Genomic DNA, 26,864 nt, shown 5'->3' with positions numbered 1-26,864 from the left:
CTCTTCTATGCTATCAAAGCATATTATTAATTTGATACTCGCTAAAAATAACGCTTAATAAGCGGCTTGCTTACCCCAGTCATAAATACCGCGCTTGTAAGCATAAATCAGTAAGGCAAAGCCAATAATGATCATTGGCGCACTTAACATCTGACCTTTGGTGAGCCATCCAAGCAACACAAACCCTTGGTCAGCATCTGGCTGGCGGAAGAACTCAATGATAAAGCGACTGATACCATAACCTAATAAAAATACAGCAGTGACGGCCATACGTGGACGCGGTTTTGATGAGTACCACCACAGAAAAAGGAACAATAATAAACCTTCAGCAAACGCTTCATATAGCTGCGATGGATGGCGCGGCAATAGGTATTGTCCGTTTACTTCGACCATCAATTCTTGTAGCTGAGGATTGGCTTGTAGTTGCTGCACATCAAACGGAGCGGCTTGCGGGAAATAGGTCAGCCAGTTATATCCACCATCCGAGACACGGCCCCATAGTTCACCATTGATATAATTACCGATACGGCCAAATAACAAACCTGTTGGTACGCAAGGCACGATAAAATCCAGCACTTGAAACGGTGTTTTTTTGTATTTGCGGGCAAAGTACAACATGCCAAGCAAGACACCAATCATACCGCCATGGAAAGACATGCCGCCTTCCCAAACTTTGAACAGATAGGCAGGGTTTTGTAGCAATTCACCAAATTGATAAAATAAGACGTAACCAACGCGGCCACCTAAAATAACGCCAAGGGCACCATAAAAGACCAAGTCGGAGACCATATCAGTCGTCCAATTGTCGCGTTTGGTGCTGCGATACCAAGCCAAACCGTAAGCTGCGGCAAATGCCAGCAGATACATGAGGCCATACCAATGGACTTCGACTGGTCCAAGTGCCAAGGCTACCGGATCGTACTGAGGATGAATCATCATAAGGGCATCATAATATTGGTAATAAAGTGCTGACTATAATAGCAAATTTCATGCGTCGGGCATACATTATTGCTATACCGACAATCAGCGAGGGTGAGTTAACGCATTTGTCTTGTGCCGCATCTTTTGGTTGTTAGGTACGAAAAACAATAAATAAAATGCAGCAGGTATCGGTGATAAGAGCCGTGGTCGGAAAATTTTTTGGGCGAATAGAGGTGGTATTGATAATGGATAAGAGTAAACTATAGTTTTTAGATCAGTCATGTAATAGAGTATGATTTTATAAAGGTATTTATGACCAACCATCATAAAAAGTGGCAGTCATACATTTAATATTTTGTTGTGCATTTATCTCATATGAGACGTGCGCTGACATTATGAGAGATTTCACTTCTAATATTTCACTTCTAGGGAAAGATATATGAAAGCACGCCCAATCCTCTGGTCTTTATCGACTTATGATGTATGCGCATTATCGCCGCTTAGTTTAATGAGTAGATGCTTTGTTTTGCCGCTTGTATTTGGTGGCAGTGCCATATTGGGATTGTCTAGCGCACAGGCGGCAATAAGTAGTATCGAGCAAGTGACCGTTTACCAAGGCTTGGCAAGCGTCACACGGGCATTACCGATCACAGGGAGTGGTGAGCAAACCGTTGTATTTTCGTGCTTATCGCCTTATATTGATAAAGAGAGTCTAAGCGTACAGTCAATGGGTAACGTCAATATTGGTGAAGTCAGTATTCAAGAGTTGGCGGGGGAGCAAGCAACTCAATGTCAATATCGAGGTAATGCTAAGGCTCAGCAAAATACCCTAGCCAGTATCAATGCTGAATTAGAAGCGGCGCGCTTGGCAAAAGCATACTTGCAAAATTTGACCATAGTCACGCAAGTCAATATGGATGGAACTATTGCCAATAACGCACGCGATATAGAGACTCAAGCCGCCAGTCTTAACCAAAAGATTTTGGAGATCGAGCAGCGTCGGGTAAGTGCACAAGACACATTGAATCAGCTGATGACAGGTAATTCAACGTCAATTTCTAATAATGTGACACAAGTGAGTGTACGTACCGCCAGCCGCGCGCCAAGCACTCTTAAATTGCATTATCAGGTACAAGGCGCAGGTTGGAAGCCGACATATCAAGCGCGTCTAAACACCAATAGTGATCAGCTAAATATCACCGCCTCTGCAATCATTGCCCAACAAACGGGCGAGAATTGGACCAACGTCCCTGTGATCCTCAGTACGGCCAACCCCAACCAAAGTACGACAGGACAGCTGCCTTATGTACCGCGCTTATCACTCTATGAAGAAAACCAAAATGTTGAGCATGTACCACCTATGGCGGATAATACGCCTGTCGTGGTCTCTGGAAGAGAAGAGTATGGCAATGCTATTGCTGGATCATCGCTACCAAGCTTTGCCATTAGTAGCCAAAATAAAAACGGTCTCATTGAGTATCGGTTGCCACAACTAGTGACTATTCCCAGTGGTGGTAGACGAGTACGTACGGTCATTGGAGAGCAATCTGGCAGTAGTAAGCTGTGGGTTCGAAGTACGCCCAGTATTGAGACAGCTGCCTATTGGTATGCGTCTGCACCATTCTTAACTTCAGATTGGGTAGATGGGTCATTGCAGCTGTACCGTGACGATAACTACGTTGGACAATCGCGTTACAATTATCAGATGCTAAAAGAGCAGGGGATTGGCTTTGGTCGTGACCCAAACATCATGGTAAAGGAGATAATAAATGAAGACAAGCAGGGTGAGAAAGGCGTGCTGAGTCGGCAGCAAATTTTAACAACAACTAAAGCTTATCAATTTGCCAACCAGCATAACCGATCTGTGCGTTTGCAAGTATTAGGCAGTGAGCCTATCAGTCGCGATGACAGTCTAAAAGTTTCGGTCACTCATACACCGCCTGTCACTAAGCGAAATTGGAATGACAATCAAGGTATGGTAGCGTGGGAATTTGATTTACCAAGTAAGCAGTCACAAGTGATACGCTCGACGTCTCAAATCAGTTATCCTGCCAATAAGATATTGAATGGAAATTAATAAAAAATGATTTTTTAGTTAATTCGCTTTAAAAGATAGCTTTTATTTTTGCTAAAAATCACTCCCATAACAGACTGTTGTAAAAGGAATACTATGTGTATTGTCGCCATTGCTTGGCAATTATTTGATGAGCTGCCTTTGGTATTACTCTCTAATCGTGATGAGTTTTTAGAGCGTCCAACACAAGAGTTGCATCAGTGGTCTGATCAGCCCATCTATGCCGGACGTGACAACCAAAGCGGCGGTACGTGGTTAGGGATTCACCAAGAAGCGCATGATGGTGTATATCAACAAAATGGACGCTGGGCGGCGATCTTAAATTTTCGTGATGGTGTGCAAGCTGGTCGTGATGAGCGCTCACGTGGTGAGCTTGTGACTGAGTTTTTAACCAGTGCTTTAAGTCCGATGGATTTTGCGCGAAATATCAGATTGCAAGATTATGCCGGCTTTAATCTGATTATTGGTGATGCAACGCAAGCGGTTATTGTTAATAATCGTGGCCATGCTCCCACACCGTTGTACGCAGGATTGCATGTGATATCCAACGGTCAACCAGAAGACAGTTGGTTCAAAACTGAACGATTACGCGGCAGGCTGCGGCAAGAAGTACTGCCTCTCATTGCTGAAAATAACTCACCTGAATACTGGCAACAGGCTGCTTTTGACGTATTGTCCGATACTGTGCAAGCACCCAAAGAGCATTTGCCGCATACAGGTGTGGCTGTTGAAATTGAGCACGTCTTATCGTCTGTTTATATTAAGCCGGTTGCTTTTGGCAATGGAGCAAAAGATGTACCAACCTATGGCACACGCACGCAAAGTATTGTGACTTTGACCAAAAATAGTGAAACAAGTACAACTGTCATTGCAGAGATAACCAGTCGAGAATGTGCTTACGCCTCGTAAATTGCGCTCATAAAAAATGTCCACGATAAACACTAAGATTTCTAGCGATTATCGTGTACATCTCTTAATACGTTTTTATCAAGTGGCTTATTCCACCAATAAGTGGTTGTCTTGCTCAGGAATAATCAGCTCTTGTTTTAGGGGGAGTTCGCGCACCAACTCTTGCAAAGCGCGACGATATACCCCACGTTTAAAGTGAATTACTTGTCCGAGTGGATACCAGTAACTGACCCATTGCCAATGATCAAACTCTGGTTTCCCTTCATCAAAGCGGATATGTTGTGTATTTGGCTCATCTAAGCGTAGCAAAAACCATTTCTGTTTTTGCCCAATACATAAAGGGTGCTGTCCATGCCGTACATAACGTTTTGGCAGCCGATAACGCAACCAATCTTGCGTCACTGCCAATAAGTCTACATGACGCGGATGTAAGCCGACCTCTTCCCAGAGCTCTCGATACATCGCATCCATCGGCGTCTCCCCGCGGTCGATACCACCTTGCGGAAACTGCCAAGCGTTGTGACCAATGCGTTTTGCCCACAGTACTTGCCCTTGTGTATTTGCCAAGATGATGCCGACATTGGCGCGAAAGCCGTCTGCATCTATCATGACTAAACCTTTTTAATTTGTTTAAAACATAGCCCATTCAGACAAGACATCGTGACAGCAATCATAATTATTATAGGGTGATTATTATCGACATCCAGTTAGAATAGGATTCATTACCATCATTAAACCAAGAAACAAGCAAAATGTGTAACAGTATTTTGCTATAAAATGTTTCACGAGTTTTACTGTTTAAAATCAGGTAGTTATAATTGGACTTTTGTAAACTTTTCTAGAAAATTTTACGTTAAGGACAGGTTGCTGTTAGAACAAAAAATGGTGATGACCTTTAATAAATAGCATTTATAAGAAATAAGCAATAAAAGGAGAAATATTCAACTTGCATTGCGCTGATTTTGACGACAATCTAAGACAAGGGTGCTATAAAACCTCATATTGGCTTGTGCTACACTAGGACAGGTTTTTGCTCGAATCATTATAGCTAGGATAATATTAATAGCTAAATGGCTGAATGATGATCAGAAAATAAGTCAATTGATTGATATTGCCTGTGAGCATCTTTTCAATTGACTCATATTTATTGCATGTGATTATGAAAATCAAAATTAAGGCACGTTCTAGCAAGCTAGATCGTTTTTAAAAATAAAAAACAGATAATTTACCAATTACTATAAGGATTACTCGAAATGTCAGAGTTAAAAGCAAGTGTTGCATGGCAAGAAAACAAAGCATTCATGGGCGTGTCACCATCAGGGCACAATGTACAAATGGATGGCGGTAAAGAAAAGGGTGCCAGCCCAATGGAGCTGATTCTGTTAGGACTTGGTGGCTGTGCCAGTTATGATGTGGTATCGATTTTACAAAAATCTCGTCAAGAAGTGCAAGATGTGCGTTGCGAGCTGACGGCGCAGCGTGCTGAGACCATACCAGCGGTGTATACGGATATCCATCTACATTTCATCGTGACTGGTAAAGACATCAAGGATAAGCAAGTTGAAAAGGCTGTGAATCTATCAGCAGAAAAGTACTGCTCAGCCAGTCGTATGTTGGCGCAAGGTGGCGTAAACATCACTCATGATTTTGAAATTGTTGCAGGGTAGGGGCAAAGACGCTAATGAATGCACTCTTTGGAATGGTCTCTGATACAGCCGCATCCGCCATTTGGGCGATGGTAGTGGCAAGCTTACTGCCAGTAACGATGGCAATGTTGTCAAAGGTATTTGGCGGCTTTCATCTGGCTGATAACGCGCATCCGCGTGATTTTTTGCAACAGACAACAGGTACGGCCGCCCGTGCAAATGCGGCACAGCAAAACAGTTATGAGACGTTGCCAGTATTTTTGGCTGCCGTATTGGTGGCGATGCTGTTCTTTGTACCGCAATTGATTATTAACACATTGGCGTGGCTGTATGTGTTGATTCGGATTGGTTATTGCGTAGCTTATATCACCAATTTGGCAACGTTTCGTTCCATACTTTGGGTGCTGTCTATTGCTTGTTGTTTGATGCTATTTTATTTAGCAATTCGCATCAGCACTTAATTTAACAGCTGTTCTCACCGTCATTTATCAAAAAAAGACAGTTGGTCATTATCGTACACTGGCTTGCAGTGCGTTAATAATGACTGTCTTATTTTTTTCTCGCTTGATCTCTTCCCACAGGGTTTGCGCTTCACTAAATCCTTTGGTGAGCATGCCTAGCCATTGCTTATAACGACCGACCAAGACCACATCGCTTTTCGCTGCACCTTCCAAAAATTTAATCTGATGCGCAATCAAATCTTGCCATAATAGCGTAGCCGTGTTGTCTAGGTTTTCAGCGTTATTATCAACCTGTGCAACCAAATCAGGACGAGTGACCGCGCCGCGACCTAACATAAGATGCTTAGTTGCTGCTTGCTCCATACAGTTTTGTGCTTGCTCTACATTCCAAATCTCGCCATTTGCAATGACGGGAATGCTCAGCGTATTAAAATTCTGAATCTTGTCCCAATAAGCAGGTGGTTTGTAGCCTTGGGTTTTGGTGCGTGCATGAATAGTCAGCCAATCAGCACCGCTTGACGCAATCGCACCGCGAATATCATCCATACGACTTGTATCGGTATAGCCCAAACGAATCTTAGCCGAGACAGGAAGGTGATCAGGCACTGCACCGCGCACCGCGCTGATAATGTCATACATAACTTCAGGCTCATCGAGCAAGACGGAGCCGCCACGATGGCTGTTGACGGTTTTGGCAGGGCAACCAAAGTTAATATCGATAGCGGGCGCACCAAGCTCGGCAGCATAAGCGGCGTTTTCTGCCATCAGCTGTGCCTCGCTACCGAGTAGCTGCACATGAATAGGCGTACCAGAGGACGTTTTGGCATCATGATGTAGCTCAGGTACGTATTTATAAAAGACATGCGCCGGCAAGACATGCTGAGTGATGCGAATAAATTCGCTCACTGACCAATCATAGGGACGACCCAAGTCTGATGCAATTTGCGTTAGGATTTGGCGCATTAAAGGATCAGTTAAGCCTTCCATCGGGGCGAGGAGACGAACGGGATTGGCAAACAGTTGGCTGATCGTGTTTTTACGTACTTGACATGGCTGATCGGTATTCATGCTTGTGTTTCACTGCTAAAGAGTCGTGATAAATAGAAATTGAAAGTCTGGATAGGTAACTACAAAGAGTAATTAAGTATTGCCAAAAATTACTTTTTTGCCTGTCTGTAATCCTGATATTAAGTCTTTAATATGATGAATATCCAAGTTACTTTGGGCACGTGTACAGGCGACATAAAGCAAGCGTAATTCTTCTGGGCTTATCTTAACGGCATTAGTTGTAACATCATAATAGAAGTCATCGTCTAACTGTACTTTGCCCCATTCCAGCCCTTTGGCTTTATGCGCCGTTGAGATGACATAGTCGGCATTTTCGATACTGGTGAGACTATTGACCGCTTGGCTTAATACATTGGTGCCATGATCGTCGACCAGTTTTACCAGTGTTTTTAGATCACTGCCTTCATTGGTTTCAGAGTATTCTTGTACATCACCCCAATTATAAAAATACGCTAGCTCAGGGACGCCGTATGCCGATTTACCGTTTTTTAAGTTTTCTGCCGCCTGACAGAATTTGAGCATACGATCGGTATCCGCTTGCAGCGCCACCCGATGCCCGAGTTTTAGTCCTGTCAATAATTGTGCCATAGCAGCAGCATTGGTACGGCATAGGATGGCATCTTTTTTGCTATGCACCATGCCTTTGTCAGTTGAGGATTGTTTATTGGGATTGCCTTTTAACGGCACTTCTTCTTGTAAGGCCTTTAGTAAGGTATTGGCCACTTCTGCAATGGGTTCACCAAAACGAAACGACTGCGTCAATAAGGTCTGCGGCAGTGGCAATTTTTTCATGGCATTGACCGCACCGCGCCATTCATAAATCTGCTGGTGCGCGTCACCCACATAGATTACCTGCCTTGACTGCTGGGTCAAGATACCCATCATCAATGGATCGGCATCTTGCGCCTCATCAAATAAAATAAAATCAGCAGGAATGCTGGGTTTGGATAGTGCCCAGAGTTTGAGATAAATATCATGACCAATACCCGCAGGATGACGGGCATCAATCGACTGTAGCCAGCGCTGTTCAACAGCAGGGTATAGCATCTCGCGCAGCTGCTCTGAGTCTGATTCGTCCAGCCAGCTGGGAAACAATAAATGCCTTGGCGCAGGGTAGCTGGCATGTGTGCTACAAAAGTTGCTGACGGCATCGCTAACAAAACGAGACAACCGTGCTGGCGTCAGTGTAATGTACTTATTGACGCCGTCCATTTGTCGACGGACTTGTACAGGCTGCAATCCCAAATCATCGCCCAAACGCTTGGGTGAAAAGCGTGGCAAAGATAATTTTGCCGTAATATCGCGAGCAACATGACGATAAGCGAGCGAATGAAACGTGCGACATTCTACATGGGGCGGAAACTTCTGCCGTGCGTCATTAGCAATCGCTTTGTTGAAGGCGAGATATAAACCGCGTCCACGCAAGCGCTCACCAATCAATTTGAGCGTCGTTGTTTTACCAGCACCTGCATAAGCGACCACTTTGAATGACTTATGATCCATGGCCATATTCAGCGCGCTCAGCTGCTCATCAGTGGGGTCGCTCATATAAGCTGGCATAGATGCGGACATAATAAAGCTACCTAAAGTACAGAGAGTGATTAAAAACAACGACAGTAAAAAAAGCCACTGCATAGACAATGGCTGATAAATTGTGATGATGCGCAATCATGATAATAAGCATTACGCTTATTGATGGGATAAGAAGAGTCAAACAGTCAAAACTGTATTTTATATATTGACTAGACTCACATCGAGCCAAATGAGGATGTCATTATTTTACTCTTTATTAGTCGTGGATAAAACAGGCGTACGTTCTTCTTTGATTAAAATTTTGGCCAACAATAAACCAAGCTCAAATAATAACCACATGGGAATCGCAAGCATCAGCATAGATACCCCATCAGGCGGCGTCACGACAGCAGCCACTGCAAAACAGCCCACGATAATATAACGACGTTTGTCTTCTAGTCTCTGAATGGAGACAATGCCAGTCAATATCAAGAGCAAAGTGACGACTGGAATCTCAAACGTTAACCCAAATACCATAAACAGCTTTAGGGCAAAGCTCAGATAGCTGTCTATATCTGTCATCGGTAGGACGTTTTGCGGAGCAAACATAATGAAGAATTTCAGCACGCCTTTTAGTACAATAAAATAAGAAAAAGCCACGCCAGCATAGAATAAAAATATAGAGGAGAGTAGTACTGGAATCGCAATTTTCTTCTCTTTTTTATACAAACCGGGTGCTACAAATGACCAAATTTGATACAAAATATAAGGCATTGCAAAAAACGCTGCGACAAATACCGTCAGACGTATCGGTGCCATAAAGTTGGAGGTAATATCTGTCGCAATCATGGTGGAATTGGCAGGGAGTTGAGCCACTAGAGGGTCTGATAAAAAGTTATATAACTCACGCGAAAACCCTGCTAGTGCCAAAAATATCACCAATACTGCCACACATATTTTGATCAAGTGTCGACGCAGCTCAATCAAATGCTCAGTGATCGGCATATCACCCAATGTACTTAACACATCGGTGGCCGACTCCTCATAGGTATTATCTGTCTTGACATTGATATCTAGATCTTCGCTTTCCGTCCCAGCAATCTCTGCATCCATGATTTTTTCTTGGCGGCTTTTTTTACGTTTAAACAATCCCATCAATCAGCCTCCTGTTTTTTGATGAAGGCTGGCTGTTCTAATGAATGAGCGTTTAGTAAGGTGTCCGCTTTGTGGTTCGGTAGATAGGGCGGCATAGGTAGACGACGAGCCTTATCATAGGCACCCAGACGGAACCACATGTTTTCCCACGGTCTGGTAACAATGGGTTGAGGAGGTTGAGTTGTCTGTACAGTAGCGGTGGTCGAAATATCGTCAGTGCTTTGTTCAGTATTTTGTACGGCTATATCATCGCGATCTGTCTTATTGCTTTGACTATCGTCAGTGCTATCCGTTTTAGTCTGGGAGGTTTTTAGGTGCTGATTGTGAGAGTGTGCAAACTCTTTCATATTGCCGCGCATCTCTGCCATTTCACGTCGCATATCCGCCTCAGTTTGACGAATTTTTGCAAGCTCTTTTTGCATTTGTTGCCGTGTTTCAGCCAAGTCTAGCTCTGCTTCTATTTCAGACTGTAAGGTAGAGACGGTTCGACGAATTTTGGCGTACCATTGACCAGCCGTCCGTGCTGCCTGAGGCAGTTTTTCTGGACCCAAGACAATCAGGGCGATAACACCAAAGAGGAGTAATTCAGAAAACCCAATATCAAACATAATGGTTGAATATCACTATTTTAATTGAGACAGGCTAAATGCGATAAACATTATACATTGTGCTTATCGTCAACAGGAGTAGAGTGGGTACTACTAGTATCAACCTTGTTGCTTGTTGTACGCTCGCCCTTATATGCGTTGCCTTCATGATCGAGCACTACCTGCTTTTTAGCGTGTTCTGTGTTCTCGTCTTTAACGGCTTCTTTAAAACCTTTGACAGCGCCGCCCAAATCTTTACCAGCATTTCTGAGCTTTGAGGTGCCAAATACGACTACCACCACAACCAATAAAATCAGCCAGTGTGTAATAGAAAAACTGCCCATAATGGTATCCTTTTGACTTGGTTTTCAGTCTTTATCATAAGTGCTTTAAATAGATAGGAGATTGATCTCTTAAATAAAAAGCACCCAAATATAGTATGAAGTAAAAAGACTGTATTATAACCTGCGCTTATGACAAATAGGTGAAACCAAATACAATCCTCGCAGGTAGAAGATTATTTTGTCATGTTGCCTATTATCTATCGTGCTGCTTTCTCATCAATACCTGAGAGACCAAAGCGTCGACCCAGCTCATTTAATACTGCATCTGATTCTATATCGAACCACGCCAGCCCAACCAAGGTATGAAACCAGACATCTGCCACTTCATAAATAAGCTCATGACGGGCATCATCGTATTGCGCTTTGTCTCTATTTTTATCACAGTTGGCAAAATCTTTGGCAGCGATAATACTTTCTACGCTTTCTTCACCCACTTTTTCCAAAATTTTATTTAATCCTTTGGCATATAAACTTGCCACATAAGAACTATCGGCATCGGCTTGTTTTCGTTCTGCCAATACGTGATCCAGTTGTTGCAGGATAGAGCGCTCATCGACTGAAGTATGATTAGATTCAGTATCGGCATGAGTGCTCAAGTTGGTGTTTTGAACAGTCTCACCGTCTGATGTATTTAAATGATAAATGTCAGAGGGGTCTTTTAGAACTTTGTCCACGGTTTGCCATTCTGGGGTCTGACCAGATAGATCCAAACGTCGATAGAAACAAGACTCTCGTCCTGTATGACAGGCAATACCGCCCGCTTGAGTGACACTCAGCACAATAACGTCGGCATCACAATCTAAGCGGATATCATGGACAGTCTGGGTATGCCCTGAGGACTCTCCTTTGTGCCATAACTTGGCACGTGAGCGCGAAAAATAAACAGCAGTTTGGATCTGTGCGGTCAGTTGTAGCGCTTCTGCATTCATCCAGGCCATCATCAAAATACGCCCAGATTTGTGATCTTGGGCAATTGCAGGAATCAAGCCATCAGCATTAAATTTTATGGCAGCTAGCCAAGCAGGTAAAGTCATCATTCATCCGTTTATTAAAGGTGTCGTTATTTGGTCGTTCTATTTATATTTTGAGAGAAAAAGCCATGTATAAAAAATATGGTTCATTTGATAAGTACTATTTGTTGGAATAAATAGCACTAATGCTTGCATAAACGTGGGTAAAGCGCTTTTTTAATCGTGCTATCAAGTGCCGTCACTTTATTGAGCCTAAAGTCGTAATTGACAAAATGCTTCCTTGCATGTGCCACCAACTCACCTGTGTGCATCCGAGTGACCTTTATTTCTACATGACCGCCATTGTCATAGGAAGGTTTAATGCCTACTTCAAACAAAAGCTCTTCACGCACTTTGACACGACTGCGAATATTTAGTTGTAACTCATCAATAATCAAACCTTGATAGTCTGCATTGACTTCTTTGATGCCTTGAGCGTACAAAAATCTCAGCCAAGACTCAGTCAAAAGGGCTGTCAATGCTTCGAGTGTTAGATACTGATTTGCATCGGTTTCAGCGTAGCGTACGCGCATCACGGTTTCAAAAGCTAAGAATTCATCATCAACGTCTAATTTTTTTTCTGACATGTTGTTTCTCCTAGCGATTACAGGCGATGTGTTCTGCTTATCATGATATCAAAGGAGCAAGGTTGTATGGTTGAGCAGTAGGGTAGATGATTCAGAATCATTGGGACTTATATTTTTGGTACTTAGATTATACCAAATGTTAGTGTCTACTAAAGCACAGCTTAAGCTGACATTCAATCTATTTGGCGGTAATTCGTAACTTTAATGGGGTTTTGAGAGGGTATGTGAGGAGTCGGCTCATAAGAATGGGTTATTCTCATTGTTTGCTAAAGACGCGTTAAAACTTTGCTTGGCAAAACAACGCACTATCTGCTAAAATAGCGCCTCCCACCTCGAGGCAAATAGAGGTTTAGTTGTTATTTAAGTGACAATTATTCAGTACGACTATTTGACGACCAGGTTCTAACACAGAAAAAGAGGCAAATCATCATGAAAGTTAAGATGAAAACCAGAAGCGGTGCCGCTAAACGTTTCAAAAAAACAGCGAACGGCTTCAAGCGTAAGCAAGCATTCAAAAGCCATATTTTGACCAAGAAATCACCTAAGCGTATTCGCCAGTTGCGTGGTCTTAAGTTGGTGCACAAGTCTGACGAAGCAGCAGTTCGTCGTATGTGCCCATACATCTAATAGCCTATCGTCATTTATCTTTAATTAAACATATTTGACTTTGCAATCTGACAATGATGTTTGTTATCTAACAGCATCATCATTCGCTTAACAGTGATTAAAATATCTTGGAGTAAATTATGGCCCGTGTAAAACGTGGTGTACAGGCAAATCGCCGTCACAAAAAAATCTTAAAGCGCGCAAAAGGCTACTACGGTGCCCGTTCACGTGTTTACCGCGTAGCGGTACAGGCAGTGACCAAAGCTGGTCAATATGCTTATCGTGACCGTCGCAACAAAAAACGTACTTTCCGTCGTCTTTGGATTGCACGTATCAATGCTGGTGCACGCTTAAATGGCTTAAGCTATAGCCGCTTCATCAATGGCATGAAAAAAGCCAACATCGCAATCGATCGTCGCGTACTTGCTGACATCGCTATGCATGATGCTGCAACTTTCACCGCATTGGTCGAAAAAGCAAAAGCGGAATTGGCCTAAATATTAGCCATCCTTTAGATATTCAGGTTATTAAGTGAGTATTTAAATGGATAGCACTGATATTGATTAATAGTACGATATTAATAGAAGCTACCGCTGGTCGGTGGCTTTTTTTATATTATATGATTTTGCTTGTGGTGCGTATAAAACTGAAGTTTAGTACAGGCCACGCTGGCCCCTGTCTAAATATTCAAGCCATTCATAATCTTCAATTTTTATCAAAATGATTGAGTAAATGGTTTGCAATATTTGGTCAAATCCCTACAATTAATAGTCCGTTCAAATCAGGAATGATGCGTCTTATGACTACCCCTGCTGCCACTACCGACTTGTCGGCGCTACCGACTTTATCCTCAGAACTGAATGATCTTAATGAAGCGCAATTGATCGCGTTTACCGATGCGGCTGAAGCTCTGATTTTGCAAGTAACTGACACACGTGTATTGCAAGATTTGCGTGTGCAATTGACTGGTAAAAAGAGCTTGCTCACCAGCTGGTCAAAACAGATGGGCAAGCTAGAAGCAGATGACAAAAAAACCTATGGTGGCTGGTTGCATCAGGTACGTAGCCGCATTCAGCAGGTATTGACCGATCAGCAACAACAGCTCGAAGTCGCTGCGCTAAATGCCAAATTAAAGGCTGAGAGCATTGACATCACTTTACCTGCTCGTGGTGGCAAAAAAGGCCATTTGCATCCAGTCACGATGATTACCCAGCGTATGCAACAGTATTTTGTACAAGCGGGCTTCAATGTGGCGACAGGCCCTGAAGTTGAAAGTGATTACTACAATTTTGAAGCCTTGAATATTCCGTCACACCATCCTGCACGTGCCATGCACGACACCTTCTATTTTGATGCCCATTATTTGCTGCGTACACATACCAGTCCGGTACAGATTCGTACGATGGAAAAGAATGAGCCACCGATTCGTATTATTTGTCCTGGTCGCGTTTATCGCAACGATTCTGACCAAACCCATTCGCCGATGTTTCATCAGTTAGAAGGACTAATGGTTACAGAATCAAGCACATTTGCAGAATTAAAGGGCTTGATCAGCGAGTTTTTAGAAGCGTTCTTTGCCAAAGAGTTGACCGTTCGCTTCCGTCCTTCATTTTTTCCGTTCACTGAGCCTTCTGCCGAAGTGGATATTCTAGATGATAATGGCAAATGGCTTGAAGTGATGGGCTGCGGTATGGTGCATCCACAAGTACTGACCAACTGCGGTATTGATAGCGACAAATACACAGGCTTCGCTTTTGGGATGGGTATTGAGCGCTTTGCCATGCTGTACTATGGTATTGATGATTTGCGTTTGTTTTTCCAAAATGACGTACGCTTCTTAAAGCAGTTTGGCTAGAGGGCTTTTTGTTTATATAAAAGTGCTCCTTGTTCATATAACAAGTGAATGTGCCAACCTTTACTTCAAAATCTTTATTATAAAATTCTGATCCGAGAGACTTATGAAAATTAGCGAACAGTGGCTACGTCAATGGGTGAACCCTGATAATACCAGTGAACAGTTGGCCGAACAGTTGACCATGGCTGGACTAGAAATTGATGATCGTTATGCGGTTGCTCGTGCCTTTACAGGCGTGATCGTTGGTGAAGTCATGAGCGTCGAGCAGCATCCTGACGCGGATAAGCTGCGTGTCTCACAGGTAAATATCGGTGACGCTGAGCCATTGCAGATTGTCTGCGGCGCGCCGAATGTGACGGTTGGTATGAAGGTGCCCGTTGCGACGGTTGGGGCTGTACTACCGAGCGATGATAAACAAGGCTTCAAAATCAAAAAAAGTAAGCTGCGCGGTGTAGCCTCTAACGGTATGCTATGCGGTGCTTCTGAGATTGATTTGGTTGATAGCATTGATGGTTTGCTTGAGCTACCAGAGGATGCCCCGATTGGTACAGATATCCGTAGCTATTTAGGCTTAGACAATCAGATACTAGATATCTCAATCACGCCAAACCGTGGTGATTGCTTCAGTGTACGCGGTATTGCCCGTGAAATATCAGTGCTCAATGATTTGCCTATGCAAATGCCAGAAATCGCTGATAACGTAGTAGACACCGATAGTGGTAAAACGCCCGCCGTGACGGTAACGGCGGTAGAAGCTTGCCCACGTTACTTATTGCAGTCGATTAGCAATATAGATCGTAGCATTGACACGCCAAAATGGATGCAAGATGCATTGGTACAGTCCGGACTACGATCGCACAACTTCTTGGTAGATGTGACCAATTATGTGCTCATGGAGCTTGGTCAGCCACTGCATGCTTTTGATGCAGATACTATCGTTGGTGGCATTGTGGTGCGTTTGGCGCAACCCAAAGAAAGCCTGACTCTATTGAATGAACAAACCATTACCTTAACAGGTGATGAACTAGTCATTGCTGACGATCAAGGTATCCTTGCGCTTGCTGGTATCATGGGTGGTCAGCGTAGTAGTGTGACGGATAGCACAAGCAATATTGTACTAGAAAGTGCTTTCTTTAATCCTTTAGCAATTGCTGCGCGCGCCCGTCGTTTTGGTTTGCACACTGATGCATCGCAACGTTTTGAGCGTGGGGTAGACTTTGAGTTGCCAGCGCTTGCACTAGCACGTGCTCGTGACTTGATTACTGGTGTCACGGCTGGTCAAGCAGGGTCAATCGTAAATGTAGAAAACCAAGAGCATCTGCCAGCGCGTGTGCCTATTACTTTACCGATTACTAAGGTTCGTGATGTCATCGGTATCGACATTGAGCCTACGGTCATGGTACGCATTTTGACTCAGCTAGGGTTTGTAGTAGAGCAACAAGCGGACGTACTGATTTGCACGCCGCCCTCGTACCGTTTTGATATGAGTATCAAGGAAGATTTGATCGAAGAAATTGCTCGTATCTATGGTTATGATAATATCCCGAGCGTGTTGCCACATTTGCAAGTCAGCATGGACTACGATGATACCGCAGACCTGACGCACGAAATGAAGCTGGCGCTGGTCGATAATGGCTATATGGAAGCGATCAGCTTTAGCTTTAGTGATGCCAAATTAGAAGCGCTGCTCGATGATAAAGCATTGGGAGAAGTGCTGGCATTGGCCAATCCAATCTCTAGTGATTTGGCAGTGATGCGTCGTACTTTATTGTCAAGCTTATTGCCGTGTGTACAATACAATCTAAACCGTCAGCAGCCACGTGTGCGGTTTTTTGAGACAGGGCTAAGTTTTGTTGGTCACAGTATCAGCGAGTTGGTACAAACACCAAGCATCGCTTTGGTAGCAGTAGGTGATATTTGGGATGAACAAGCCTATCAAAACCGTGCACTAGATTTCTACGACTTAAAACATGACATTGAGCAATTACTTCCTGCACAGATCGATAATGCCCGAATCCGCTATGAGCGTAGTGCACTAAGCTTCTTGCATCCAGGCCAGAGCGCTAAGCTATATATCGATGACGTGTACGTCGGCTGGCTTGGACAATTGCACCCTAATACGGCCAAACAGCTAGATTTACCAGCTACTTGGGTCGCTCAATTGTCACTTGCGCCATTACTGACGCTTGCACGTGAACAGCATGCCATCAGTACGCCAAGTAAGTTCCCACAAGTACGTCGCGACATTGCAATTTTAGTAGACAGTGAGATTAGTTTGCAAACCCTAGAATCAACGATACGCGCTGCCGCAGGTAGCATGTTGACGGATCTTTGGTTGTTTGATGTTTATCAAGGCGATAAAGTGCCAGCAGGTCAGCGCTCGCTAGCCTTTGCCTTGATATGGCAAGACCGTCTGCAAACTTTATCTGATGAGGCCGTAAAAACAGCCACTGATAATGTGGTAAAAGCGTTGGCTGAGCAGCATGCTGTACAGCTGCGTGACAGTTAAAATGTCACATTGAAATACCAGATGCTCTATAGTCTTATTTTTTGACTATGGAGCATTATTATTCATAGCAATCATTATGAATACAAGATATCGTTCTAAAAAATCCAGTTTGAATATAAGTTAAGTCGTTATTAATAAAAGATTTTTATGCCATCTTTGTTAAAAAGACGTCAAAAAAGCTTTATAATAACTGACACTAACCTTCGTAACGCTAAACCATGATATTCGACATCACGACATAGCATAGGAGTCGTACTGTGAGCACCTTAACCAAATCTGACATGATTGAGCATTTGATGAGTCACCTTAACCTAACACGCCAAGAAGGCCGTTGTTTGGTCGAGAACTTCTTTGATGAGTTGTCAGAGAGTTTGATTGATGGCAAAGAGGTCAAGCTTTCAGGCTTTGGCAACTTTGAGCTTAAAGATAAAAATAGTCGTCCAGGACGCAATCCTAAGACAGGTGAGCCGGTGGCCGTATCTGCACGCCGTGTGGTAACATTTAAAACGGGACAAAAATTTCGTCAGCAAGTTGATGAGAAGTTATTTGATGCCTAGGCATGATGGGTGTTCTTGGCTATCTGACTGCTTTGGCATTTTAATATAGCTTTGCTATCCTAGTTTACTATCTACCATCGTTTCTTATACTATCGAAGTATGTTGACGAGAGCATACGTGTGATGCAAGACGCTAACGATGACTTGTTTTTACCATATTTTATTTAATAAATCGCACACATAAAAAGAGAGAGCATACGCTCTCTCTTTTAATTACACTGTTTTTATCTTATAAAAGATAAAATTACTGAGCTGGTTGCTCAACAACAACTTCGTCAGAAGCTTCAACAGCAGCAGTATCAGTAGCAGGAGTTTCGCTAGCCATATCTACGCTAGTAGTAGTACCGTCTACAGGAACTTCAGCGTCCATTTCGTCAGTAGCAGTTGCAGCTTGTGCTTCAGCGATATCAGCTTCAGCGCCGGCAACAGCAGCGTCAGCATCAGCAGTAACTTCGCCTTCAGCAGCAGCGTCGTCTAGTTCAGCAGAAGCGTCTTGCACTTCTTCTTGCGCGTCAGATAAATCTTCAGCAGCGTTTTCTTTGTTGCTGTCACAGGCAGTTAGGCCCATAGTTGCAGTCATGATACCAGCTAGAGCAAGTAATTTAAGTTTCATAAGGTATTCTCCGGAAAAATGAAATGAGCAGTAGCAGCAACAAAGGTTGAAATCCAAGATACCCCGGAAATCAACTCATCTTAGTCACAGCTACTCAGCTTTCACGCATTCTATATGTTTTTTATTTAAATAGAAATAGCTTGTACAATTAAGTAACAATAAAATGTGAAATAATTTTTTATATTGTTTACATAGTATAATTTTTAATACAGCAATCCTTATTAATCGACGTATAATCAATGACATCGCTCTAGTCTCAAGTGCCTGCTACGTCTAGATTTCTGCTATGTTTTTTAGCCTTTTATTGTGATGTGATGAGTAAAATCGGAAGTAAACGAGGCATTTGCGGCGTTTCTAATTGCATAAGAAGAAACAAAATATCTAAAGAATTTTCAAACGATTGGATTTTGCTGTATTAGATGCACACAGCAGAATAGAGCATTGAGCGTAAAAGCACATAATATGAATAACTATTGACACGAATAGCAATGTCTATCGTAAGTTTGAGGAATAGCATTATGAAATGGCAAGGTAGACGAGGCAGCACGAACGTACGCTCAAGTAAGGGCGGTGGTAAGGTGATAGGCGGTGGTATCGGCGGTATTATCATTGCTGGTATTTTGTGGTTGGTATTTGGTGTAAATCCAATGACCGCTTTGCAAACAGGTCAGGTAATTGCAGGAGGCAGTGGTGGAGAGGCGTCGACTGAACCTGCAACAGAGACTGATAGGGACACACAATTTGTAAAAGTGGTATTGGCAGATACAGAAGAGGTATGGCATCAGGTCTTTAATGAAGCAGGTAGCACCTATCAAGAGCCGTCACTGATTCTGTTCAATGGACAAGTCAGTTCAGCATGCGGTAGTGCCAGTGCAGCAACTGGTCCATTCTATTGCCCAGGTGATCAGACTGTATATTTGGACACATCATTTTTTGTAGAGATGCGTCAGAACTTAGGTATTACTGGTGATCAACAAGGCTCAGGTAGTGAAGACAATCAAGGTAAGGCTGGTGACTTTGCTCAAGCATATGTCATTGCGCATGAAGTTGGCCATCATGTTCAGACCTTATTAGGGATCACGCAACAAGTCAATGAAGCTGGCCGTCAAGTCACGCGGGCACAAGCCAATAAGTTGTCAGTGTTACAAGAATTGCAGGCAGATTGCTTTGCTGGCGTTTGGGCACAGCGCAATCAAGAACGTGTGCAGTTCTTAGAAGCAGGTGATATTGATGAAGCCATTAACGCGGCGGGTCAAATTGGTGATGATCGCCTAGCAAAAGCAAGTGGTGGGGAAGTAGTACCGGATAATTTTACTCATGGCACAAGCCAGCAACGTATTCAGTGGTTCACGCGTGGATTAGAGAGTGGCAACATTCAATCTTGCGATACGTTTAGTGGTGCATTGTCATAGGTATTTATTAAATACCTCTAATTATAAAAATTGTCCATTAAAAAAGCCTGCAACATATATTGCAGGCTTTTTTGTATTTTAAGATATCTTTGATTGGCTTAACCACTTCGAATCAGACCATAAAGCAGTAAAGCATCAAGTTCCTAAAATAGGCTTCAGCGATTATCTGCTGTTGTTAAGGATGTAAGCACCTGCGCCACCAACTGCAGCACCACCAAGTGCACCACGTGCGATGTCTTTGCTGTTTCCGCCACTTCTAATCAATGCACCAGCGGCTGCACCAGCAGCAGCACCTTTTGCAGTATTGCTTACACCACTGTTGTAGCCGTAGCCACCGCTTGCACAGCCACCCATGATAAGAGCTGAGCTAGTAAGAGCAGTCATTGCGATAGTTTTAGCAAATTTCATAGTATCACCTATTAAGTTATCAATTTGGTTTGTCAAAATCAGGAGACGATATTTTCATTACCCTAGCTGCTTATACCAACATAATGGAGTAAAGCTTGTGGGTAATTATCCTAAAATAATCTATTGTGCTACCGCAAGACATAATAAGGTCTGCATTAGTAAGGATTATTAAGCATAGCAAATATCTCAAAAATACTACTATCGATATCTGATAGCAGAGTATATCTATACTGGCTCTTATGCTAACCCATATTACTATTTCTAGGCGTAGTAAAAGCGCTAAGCTTTGCAAGATGTCTGTAAAATATGTTGCCCCACTGTATCCATAGTAGTCGTTTTGCATAGAGTCATTGTAATCAAATGGATAGTACGATAACTGTTTTGATAAAGACATGCGGTATATTTCTAAATGAGAAAAGTCGCAAACAAAAAGACCGCACAGAGGCGGTCTTAATAAATAACGCTATTTTTACTTAGTCAGCAAGTAAATTCTTGGCTGGTCTTAGTTCTGTGATTTACGCTTCATTTGCTCAAAGAATTCGTCATTGGTTTTTGCCTCTTTGAGACGATCCAATAAGAACTCAGTGGCTTGTACGCCATCCATCGGCTGTAGTAATTTACGTAAAATCCAAACTTTACGCAATTTGTCTTCATCCAATAGGCGCTCTTCGCGGCGCGTACCAGATTTTTTGATATTGATGGCTGGGAAAACGCGTTTTTCGGCCAAATCACGCTCAAGCGTAATCTCTTGGTTACCCGTTCCTTTGAACTCTTCAAAAATAACGCTGTCCATTTTACTACCGGTGTCAATTAAGGCACTGGCGATAATGGTCAAACTACCACCTTCTTCAACGTTACGCGCCGCACCGAAGAAGCGTTTTGGACGCTCTAGCGCATTGGCATCCAAACCACCAGTCAATACTTTGCCTGATGAAGGAATGACGGTGTTATAAGCGCGGGCAAGACGAGTAATAGAGTCAAGCAAAATGACGACGTCTTGCTTATGTTCAACCAAACGTTTGGCTTTTTCGATGACCATTTCGGCAACTTGTACGTGACGCTGTGGCGGCTCATCGAAGGTAGAGGCAACCACTTCACCGCGTACGGTACGTACCATCTCGGTCACTTCTTCTGGACGCTCGTCGATGAGTAGTACAATCAGATAACACTCAGGGTTGTTACGAGTAATTGATTGAGCGATGGTCTGTAGCAACATCGTCTTACCCGCTTTTGGCGGTGCCACGATAATAGAGCGTTGACCTTTACCAATTGGAGCAATCAGGTCGATGATACGACCCGTCAAATCTTCAGTGGTACCATTACCAAGCTCGAGCTTCAATTGCTCAGTTGGAAATAGAGGGGTTAAGTTCTCAAAGATAAGCTTATGACGTGAACGATCTGGCGTATCAAAGTTGATTTCACCAACCTTCAATAGCGCAAAGTAACGCTCAGAATCTTTTGGGGGGCGAATCGTACCAGCAATACTGTCACCCGTCTTGAGACTAAAACGGCGAATTTGACTAGGGCTGACGTAGATATCGTCAGGGCCTGCCAAATAAGAGCCTTCTGAGGAACGCAAAAAGCCAAAACCGTCAGGAAGAACCTCAAGCACGCCGTCACCATAAATGGCTTCACCATTACGGGCATGGGTTTTTAAGATAGCAAAGATAATGTCTTGTTTACGGCTACGCGCCATGTTGTCAAGACCCATTTCTTTGGCGATTGCCAATAGCTCAGCGATTGATTTTTTCTTTAATTCAGTTAGATTCATAGATAGGTCATTAGCAATTGATCAGATGAGAGATGCCATTAGCAGCACAAGTCACGACATTGATTAAAACAGCGATAGTATAGCGATAGAGGGTGTGTGCACAGAGCGAGAATTTATGTAGTTTTGATTTTACACGTCAGCTTATGTACGGATTGCAATCGTTTGATGCAAGGTAATAAGAAATAAAGGCAAAGAAGGCCACATAAGAGTCTGCGTCAAAAACTCAGTATCAGTAATTGTGTTCAGTCATTTCGTTCAGCAATGGTGTTTATAATGACGATTGTGTTTTTGTTGATAAACACGAGGAGAATAGCAATAAGACACTTAAGAAAACCGTTAGTTTTCTGTTGTCAGCAGACTATACGGTCTTCACAATGAGGTTGTCAATAAATTTTGCCAAAAAAGTCATATAATTGAGTTTTTTGCATAAAAAATAAGCAAAAAAGCCATCATCTAAGACAGATGATAGCTTTCTGAAACATAGCATTACGTTGTAAAACGTGAACCTCAAACGGGTTGATGCCAACGAATATTAACTTATAGATGCTTGTCTAATACTTTAGCCAACTCAGCTTTTGGCTGTAAACCCATCACTGAATCTACTTTCTCACCGTCTTTGAACACAAACAGTGTTGGGATATTACGGATACCAAAACGGCTTGCTGCTTGTGGGTTGCTGTCCACATCAACTTTGACGATTTTAACTTTACCTTGGTATTCAGTCGCCAGTTCTTCTAAAATAGGCGCAATGGCTTTACATGGACCACACCAAGCCGCCCAAAAATCTACCAGTACTGGTACATCTGATTGTAATACGTCTTGGTCGAAATCTGTATCAGTGGTGTTAACAATAAGGTCTGACATAATATTATCTCTCTTGTTTTATTATTTCTGTTAGCGTGTATCTCTCTATATAGTGGTGTCACGATAGAGAATAAGAAGCCAAAGAATGGTTTAGAATTGGTGAAAATGTGCGATTATATTAACATGTTTGGCAGCGATTGGCAGAGGTATGCCAGTTAAATTGCTCAACAATTACTATTAGCACAATAAATCAAAACATAACAATACAGGTTATGGTTTGTCTGTCACCTATGTTTTCTAGCATTCTCTTAAACTTACATTTATATCTGTTTTTTTCTCCTTAATTCAAGTGCTTACCCGTTTTGTGTTCGCCCATAATAACTGGTTCATAACTCAGTACGTTCAAGTCCAACCACATAAGTAGCTCATTTTATGCCTTTTACCGATGAAGAAGTCCTTACTCTAAACGCTCAAGAAAAAGCTTATCCGCTTGATTTTTTTCAGACCTTTGCGCAAGACATTACCGTCTACGAAGATGATGATATTTGGGTGGTCGATAAACCCGCAGGACTGCTAAGTGTCGATGGCAAAACGCTCAAGGTGAGCCTGCTTGCTCGGCTTGAACGTGCCAATCCAGCGGTTAAGCTGATTCATCGACTTGATATGGATACCTCAGGTCTGATTATTTTTGCCAAAAATGCTGCTGCGCAAACCCATATCAGTAAGCAGTTTATTGAGCGATTGCCACAAAAAAAATATCAAGCACGTGTGTTTGGTCAGTGGGAGAGTGTGGGTGCCACTGGTGAGATATCCGTGCCTGTGCGTTATGAGCCGATGACAAAACCACGCCATATCGTCGATCATGACTGGTCAAAGCACGCGTTGACTTTATACGAAGTGGTGGCTCATGAAGTATGCAATGGTCAGTCAGTCACGCGCGTCATGTTGAAGCCGGTAACAGGTCGCAGTCACCAGTTGCGCGTACATATGGTACATGTTGGCCATGTGATGATTGGTGATCCTATTTATGCTGAAGGCGCTGCTTTAGAAATTGCGCCAAGGCTCAATCTCCACGCCCAGCAATTACGCCTCAAACATCCCACGCTTGGCGCATGGATGGATTGGGAAAGCCCATGTCCTTTTTAAGATAGGCTAGCATTGGCTTTGTGAATCAACTATAAAAATACGGCAAGTGAAAGCATACATATAAACACAAGGATGAGATTATGCTTAATATGACAACGGCAAGACAGGCGCTCAAAAACCGTTTTACCTCTAAAAAACCGTCAAGCGTGCCAGTAGATTATGAGGTGCTGATCATTGGAGCAGGTCTTGCTGGTGTTGGTATGGCATGCCGTTTACAGCAGCGACAGCACAAGCATCTATTTGGTCGTAAAGGTGCCAATAAAGTAACGCGCAACCGGTCATCTAAGAAAAAGACAGCTCAGCGATTTGTGATATTAGAAAAACGGGCAGATTTGGGCGGAACATGGGACTTATTTACCTATCCTGGGGTTCGCTCTGATTCTGATGCACTGACCTTTGGTTATGGCTTTCGCCCGTGGCTAGATCACAGAATGTTGGCAAAAGGCGCGGATATCAAGCGCTATATTGCCGATACCGCGCGCGAGTTTGGGGTGACGGAGCACATTCGCTACCAGCACGAGGTGCAGCAGCTGTCTTGGTCAAGTACGACCCAGCGCTGGACGGCGATGGTAAAAAACCAGAGTAGTGGTGAAGTGTTTGCGCTAACCGCCCATTTTGTCGTGGGTGCTACTGGCTATTACGATTATGAGCAAGGCTATAGACCTCATTTTGAGAAAGAGGAGGCGTTTCGAGGTCAGATAGTGCATCCGCAGCATTGGCAAAATGTTCATTACGATGACAAAAAAGTGGTGATCATTGGCAGTGGTGCCACGGCGATGACGCTGTTGCCAGCGCTAGTTGATCAAGAAAGCGCGCAATGCGCACGGCATGTGACGTTATTGCAGCGTACGCCGACCTATGTGGCCCGTGTACCGGGCGATGATTATGCGCTTGATTGGCTGTCTGGTAGTCTGTCACCTTTATCAAAAGAGCAGGCTTATACTGTGCTGCGTGCCCGTAATGTATTGATGCAACAAGGCATTTACCGAGCGGCTATCTTTGCACCAAAAGCCATGAAAGCGATATTAAAACATGGGGTCAAAAAAGAGTTAAAAGGCAGTAACGTGGACGTGGCGCATTTTTTACCCAGTTACAATCCTTGGGATGAGCGCTTATGTGCCGTGCCAGACAGTGACTTATTCAATGCGTTACATCACAAGCGTGCCGATATCGTCACCGATCAGATAGATTGCTTTACGCCAACAGGAATCAAGCTTAAGTCAGGTCAGCATCTAGAGGCAGATATCATCGTCACGGCAACGGGTCTAAAGATACAAATGCTTGGCGGTGCCAGCGTGTATATCGACGGTCAGGCAGTCGATATCGGCAGTCGTATGACCTACAAGGCGACCATGATTGAAGGGATACCAAATATGGTCGCTCTGTTCGGCTATACCAATGCCTCGTGGACACTAAAAATTGATCTGGCGTGTCAGTATGTCATGCGCCTGCTGGATTACATGCACAAGCATCGTTATCAAGTGGCATTACCACAAGCAAAAACCGACCATAGCGAGGCACACATTCAAGAAGATACCGTGATGGGAGCGTTATCAGCAGGGTATGTGAGACGAGCCATAAATGAGCTGCCCAAACAAGGCGATCGCTATCCTTGGTACGTGACCAACAATTATCTTAGTGACCGCGTGATGCTCAAATATCGTCAGATAAAAGACGATTGGTTGCATTTTAGTCGTTAAAACAAATACAGGGCGTTATCAGGCAGAATGTGTATAAACTTTTCTTGCTTGCTGTGCCTGCGGCGATAGAGGCTTGGTAATATTTATCCCAGTTCTGCTAATTCGTTTTATACTCACCTAATGGTGTAAAGACTTGGCCGCAACCAAGTCTTTAATGCTGAGGTTATCAGTTATTTTGACGGCTTATCAATAAAATCAGTCACTTGTTTGCTGAGCATTTGCCACAAGGTTTCCTGCGCGCTTTTGCTGCCCCAAGCGTTGTGCGGGCTAAATATCACACGTGGATGATTGGCAAGGGTGAGTAACGGGTCGTCATTTGCGATTGGCTCCTGTTCAAACACGTCACTGGCGTAACCGATGATTTGCTCATGGTTGATGGCATCGGTCAGTGCTTGACTATCGACAACCCCACCTCGCGCCACATTGACGATAAGCGGTTGCTTTGTCATTTTTGCCAACGTGTCTTTGTTAATAAGATGCTGAGTCTGTTCATTTAGTGGACAATGCAGGGTAATGACGTCCGAGCGGGCGAGTACCTCATCAAATGCTGTGTAATCATCGTTACGAGGCGCTTGTCCTTGATGCTCGGCCCATAAAACGGTCATGCCAAAGGCGCGAGCAATATCGGTGACGCGTTTGCCAATCGTACCAACCCCAATGACACCAAGCGTTTTGTCTTCTAGATCAATGAGCGGAATATCAAGCAGACAAAAATTGCCATTGGCAAGCCATGTGCCATCAGCGACTTTTTGATGATAGTGAATACCTGCGCGCATAGCCGTTAGCATCAGCATAAAGGTATGCTCAGGGACGCTTTTGACGGCGTAACCAGCGACATTGTAAAGTGCAACATCATGCTTGTCGCAAGCCTCTTTATCGACGTTGTTCATGCCTGTGGCCGTCAGCTGGATCAGCTTGAGCTTTGGCAAGCTTTCGATGACGTCAGCGCCAATTTGGACTTTATTGGTGATGATGATGTCAGCATCTTTACAACGATCAATAATGGTGTCTGTGTCTTTTGGCGTGTCGTTATATGTGATGTAGTCACTCACGCCTGCTGGTGCGGGTAAGTCAATACCATCAGAAAAAGTGCCTTTGTCTAAAAAAACCGCTTGCATGCGTCATCCTTAGTTATTGTTTTGAATTTATATTGAAAGCATTGAGCGTCTTAATGTAGCACGTGACAACGCTTAGTCAAATATCAGCTTAG

The 26,864-nt window shown here is 43.4% G+C and carries 26 protein-coding genes; 12 read left to right on the top strand and 14 right to left on the bottom strand.

Annotation, left to right across the window (positions count from 1 at the left end; all coding sequences use genetic code 11):
* Positions 1-54 precede the first annotated feature (54 nt).
* Entirely contained in the window at positions 55-939 is an 885-nt protein-coding gene (lgt, locus tag A3K91_RS12850) for a prolipoprotein diacylglyceryl transferase (RefSeq protein ID WP_062845623.1), read from the bottom strand.
* Between the two features lie 421 nt (positions 940-1,360).
* Between lgt and A3K91_RS12845 the strand changes: the two genes are divergently transcribed.
* A complete protein-coding gene (locus A3K91_RS12845; RefSeq protein WP_062845622.1) occupies positions 1,361-2,998 on the top strand; it encodes a DUF4139 domain-containing protein in 1,638 nt (545 codons plus the stop codon).
* Between the two features lie 93 nt (positions 2,999-3,091).
* On the top strand, positions 3,092-3,904 hold the full coding sequence (locus A3K91_RS12840) for an NRDE family protein (protein ID WP_062845621.1): 813 nt from the start codon (positions 3,092-3,094) through the stop codon (positions 3,902-3,904).
* Between the two features lie 87 nt (positions 3,905-3,991).
* Here A3K91_RS12840 and A3K91_RS12835 read toward each other — a convergent pair whose 3' ends face one another.
* Positions 3,992-4,513 (bottom strand): RNA pyrophosphohydrolase, encoded by a 522-nt coding sequence (locus A3K91_RS12835; RefSeq protein WP_062845620.1) that lies wholly within the window; start codon positions 4,511-4,513, stop codon positions 3,992-3,994.
* Between the two features lie 644 nt (positions 4,514-5,157).
* On the opposite strand from A3K91_RS12835, the gene A3K91_RS12830 reads away from it, so the two are divergent.
* Together A3K91_RS12830 and A3K91_RS12825 are read left to right on the top strand one after the other, a co-directional pair.
* Positions 5,158-5,571 (top strand): OsmC family protein, encoded by a 414-nt coding sequence (locus tag A3K91_RS12830; protein WP_062845619.1) that lies wholly within the window; start codon positions 5,158-5,160, stop codon positions 5,569-5,571.
* 14 nt (positions 5,572-5,585) lie between these two features.
* Positions 5,586-6,011 (top strand): MAPEG family protein, encoded by a 426-nt coding sequence (locus tag A3K91_RS12825; protein ID WP_062845618.1) that lies wholly within the window; start codon positions 5,586-5,588, stop codon positions 6,009-6,011.
* A 48-nt stretch (positions 6,012-6,059) separates the two neighbouring features.
* On the opposite strand, the gene A3K91_RS12820 is transcribed toward A3K91_RS12825, so the two are convergent.
* The 7 genes from A3K91_RS12820 to A3K91_RS12790 all read right to left on the bottom strand — a co-directional run bounded on the left by A3K91_RS12820 (position 6,060) and on the right by A3K91_RS12790 (position 12,274).
* Positions 6,060-7,079, bottom strand: a complete 1,020-nt coding sequence (locus A3K91_RS12820; protein WP_062845617.1) for a tRNA dihydrouridine synthase — start codon at positions 7,077-7,079, stop codon at positions 6,060-6,062.
* 72 nt (positions 7,080-7,151) lie between these two features.
* Positions 7,152-8,651, bottom strand: coding sequence for a UvrD-helicase domain-containing protein (locus A3K91_RS12815; protein WP_062845616.1), 1,500 nt, complete (start codon positions 8,649-8,651; stop codon positions 7,152-7,154).
* A 207-nt stretch (positions 8,652-8,858) separates the two neighbouring features.
* A complete protein-coding gene (tatC, locus tag A3K91_RS12810; RefSeq protein ID WP_416231981.1) occupies positions 8,859-9,596 on the bottom strand; it encodes a twin-arginine translocase subunit TatC in 738 nt (245 codons plus the stop codon).
* 149 nt (positions 9,597-9,745) lie between these two features.
* Positions 9,746-10,354, bottom strand: a complete 609-nt coding sequence (gene tatB, locus A3K91_RS12805) for a Sec-independent protein translocase protein TatB (RefSeq protein ID WP_062845614.1) — start codon at positions 10,352-10,354, stop codon at positions 9,746-9,748.
* Between the two features lie 50 nt (positions 10,355-10,404).
* Positions 10,405-10,677 carry a Sec-independent protein translocase subunit TatA gene (gene tatA / locus A3K91_RS12800; RefSeq protein WP_062845613.1) on the bottom strand — a complete coding sequence of 91 codons (273 nt, stop codon included), beginning with the start codon at positions 10,675-10,677 and terminating at the stop codon, positions 10,405-10,407.
* 197 nt (positions 10,678-10,874) lie between these two features.
* On the bottom strand, positions 10,875-11,711 hold the full coding sequence (gene hisIE, locus A3K91_RS12795; RefSeq protein WP_062845612.1) for a bifunctional phosphoribosyl-AMP cyclohydrolase/phosphoribosyl-ATP diphosphatase HisIE: 837 nt from the start codon (positions 11,709-11,711) through the stop codon (positions 10,875-10,877).
* A gap of 119 nt (positions 11,712-11,830) precedes the next feature.
* Positions 11,831-12,274, bottom strand: a complete 444-nt coding sequence (locus tag A3K91_RS12790; RefSeq protein WP_062845611.1) for a thioesterase family protein — start codon at positions 12,272-12,274, stop codon at positions 11,831-11,833.
* Positions 12,275-12,703: 429 nt separating this feature from the next.
* Here A3K91_RS12790 and rpmI point away from each other — a divergent pair, with 429 nt between their 5' ends.
* From rpmI to A3K91_RS12765, 5 genes are all read left to right on the top strand, one after another.
* On the top strand, positions 12,704-12,901 hold the full coding sequence (gene rpmI / locus A3K91_RS12785; protein ID WP_062845610.1) for a 50S ribosomal protein L35: 198 nt from the start codon (positions 12,704-12,706) through the stop codon (positions 12,899-12,901).
* Positions 12,902-13,020: 119 nt separating this feature from the next.
* Complete coding sequence (gene rplT / locus A3K91_RS12780; RefSeq protein WP_011281252.1) at positions 13,021-13,377, top strand: 50S ribosomal protein L20; 357 nt, start codon at positions 13,021-13,023, stop codon at positions 13,375-13,377.
* Between the two features lie 302 nt (positions 13,378-13,679).
* A complete protein-coding gene (pheS, locus tag A3K91_RS12775) occupies positions 13,680-14,735 on the top strand; it encodes a phenylalanine--tRNA ligase subunit alpha (protein ID WP_062846020.1) in 1,056 nt (351 codons plus the stop codon).
* Between the two features lie 103 nt (positions 14,736-14,838).
* The gene (pheT, locus tag A3K91_RS12770) at positions 14,839-17,244 is read left to right on the top strand and encodes a phenylalanine--tRNA ligase subunit beta (RefSeq protein ID WP_062845609.1); all 2,406 of its coding nucleotides are present in this window, start codon (positions 14,839-14,841) and stop codon (positions 17,242-17,244) included.
* Between the two features lie 257 nt (positions 17,245-17,501).
* Positions 17,502-17,801: an integration host factor subunit alpha gene (locus A3K91_RS12765; RefSeq protein ID WP_062845608.1), complete on the top strand. Its 300-nt coding sequence runs from the start codon at positions 17,502-17,504 to the stop codon at positions 17,799-17,801.
* 243 nt (positions 17,802-18,044) lie between these two features.
* On the opposite strand, the gene A3K91_RS12760 is transcribed toward A3K91_RS12765, so the two are convergent.
* Entirely contained in the window at positions 18,045-18,413 is a 369-nt protein-coding gene (locus A3K91_RS12760) for a hypothetical protein (protein ID WP_062845607.1), read from the bottom strand.
* Positions 18,414-18,931: 518 nt separating this feature from the next.
* Here A3K91_RS12760 and ypfJ point away from each other — a divergent pair.
* The gene (gene ypfJ, locus A3K91_RS12755) at positions 18,932-19,825 is read left to right on the top strand and encodes a KPN_02809 family neutral zinc metallopeptidase (RefSeq protein ID WP_062845606.1); all 894 of its coding nucleotides are present in this window, start codon (positions 18,932-18,934) and stop codon (positions 19,823-19,825) included.
* A 162-nt stretch (positions 19,826-19,987) separates the two neighbouring features.
* Here the strand turns inward: ypfJ and A3K91_RS12750 are convergent, their stop codons facing one another.
* The 3 genes from A3K91_RS12750 to trxA form a co-directional block, all read right to left on the bottom strand.
* Entirely contained in the window at positions 19,988-20,233 is a 246-nt protein-coding gene (locus A3K91_RS12750; protein WP_062845605.1) for a hypothetical protein, read from the bottom strand.
* Between the two features lie 502 nt (positions 20,234-20,735).
* Positions 20,736-22,004: a transcription termination factor Rho gene (gene rho, locus A3K91_RS12745; protein ID WP_025651526.1), complete on the bottom strand. Its 1,269-nt coding sequence runs from the start codon at positions 22,002-22,004 to the stop codon at positions 20,736-20,738.
* Positions 22,005-22,541: 537 nt separating this feature from the next.
* Positions 22,542-22,868, bottom strand: a complete 327-nt coding sequence (gene trxA, locus A3K91_RS12740; RefSeq protein WP_062845604.1) for a thioredoxin — start codon at positions 22,866-22,868, stop codon at positions 22,542-22,544.
* Positions 22,869-23,240: 372 nt separating this feature from the next.
* On the opposite strand from trxA, the gene A3K91_RS12735 reads away from it, so the two are divergent.
* Positions 23,241-23,954: an RluA family pseudouridine synthase gene (locus A3K91_RS12735; protein ID WP_062845603.1), complete on the top strand. Its 714-nt coding sequence runs from the start codon at positions 23,241-23,243 to the stop codon at positions 23,952-23,954.
* Positions 23,955-24,034: 80 nt separating this feature from the next.
* Entirely contained in the window at positions 24,035-25,654 is a 1,620-nt protein-coding gene (locus A3K91_RS12730; RefSeq protein ID WP_062845602.1) for a flavin-containing monooxygenase, read from the top strand.
* 170 nt (positions 25,655-25,824) lie between these two features.
* On the opposite strand, the gene A3K91_RS12725 is transcribed toward A3K91_RS12730, so the two are convergent.
* Positions 25,825-26,772, bottom strand: a complete 948-nt coding sequence (locus tag A3K91_RS12725) for a D-2-hydroxyacid dehydrogenase (protein WP_062845601.1) — start codon at positions 26,770-26,772, stop codon at positions 25,825-25,827.
* Between the last annotated feature and the right edge of the window lie 92 nt (positions 26,773-26,864).

This window comes from Psychrobacter alimentarius, assembly GCF_001606025.1.
GTDB classification, from domain to species: Bacteria; Pseudomonadota; Gammaproteobacteria; order Pseudomonadales; family Moraxellaceae; genus Psychrobacter; species Psychrobacter alimentarius.
Note: the sequence above shows the minus strand (reverse complement) of the source record. Positions and strands in the feature narration are given on the sequence as shown.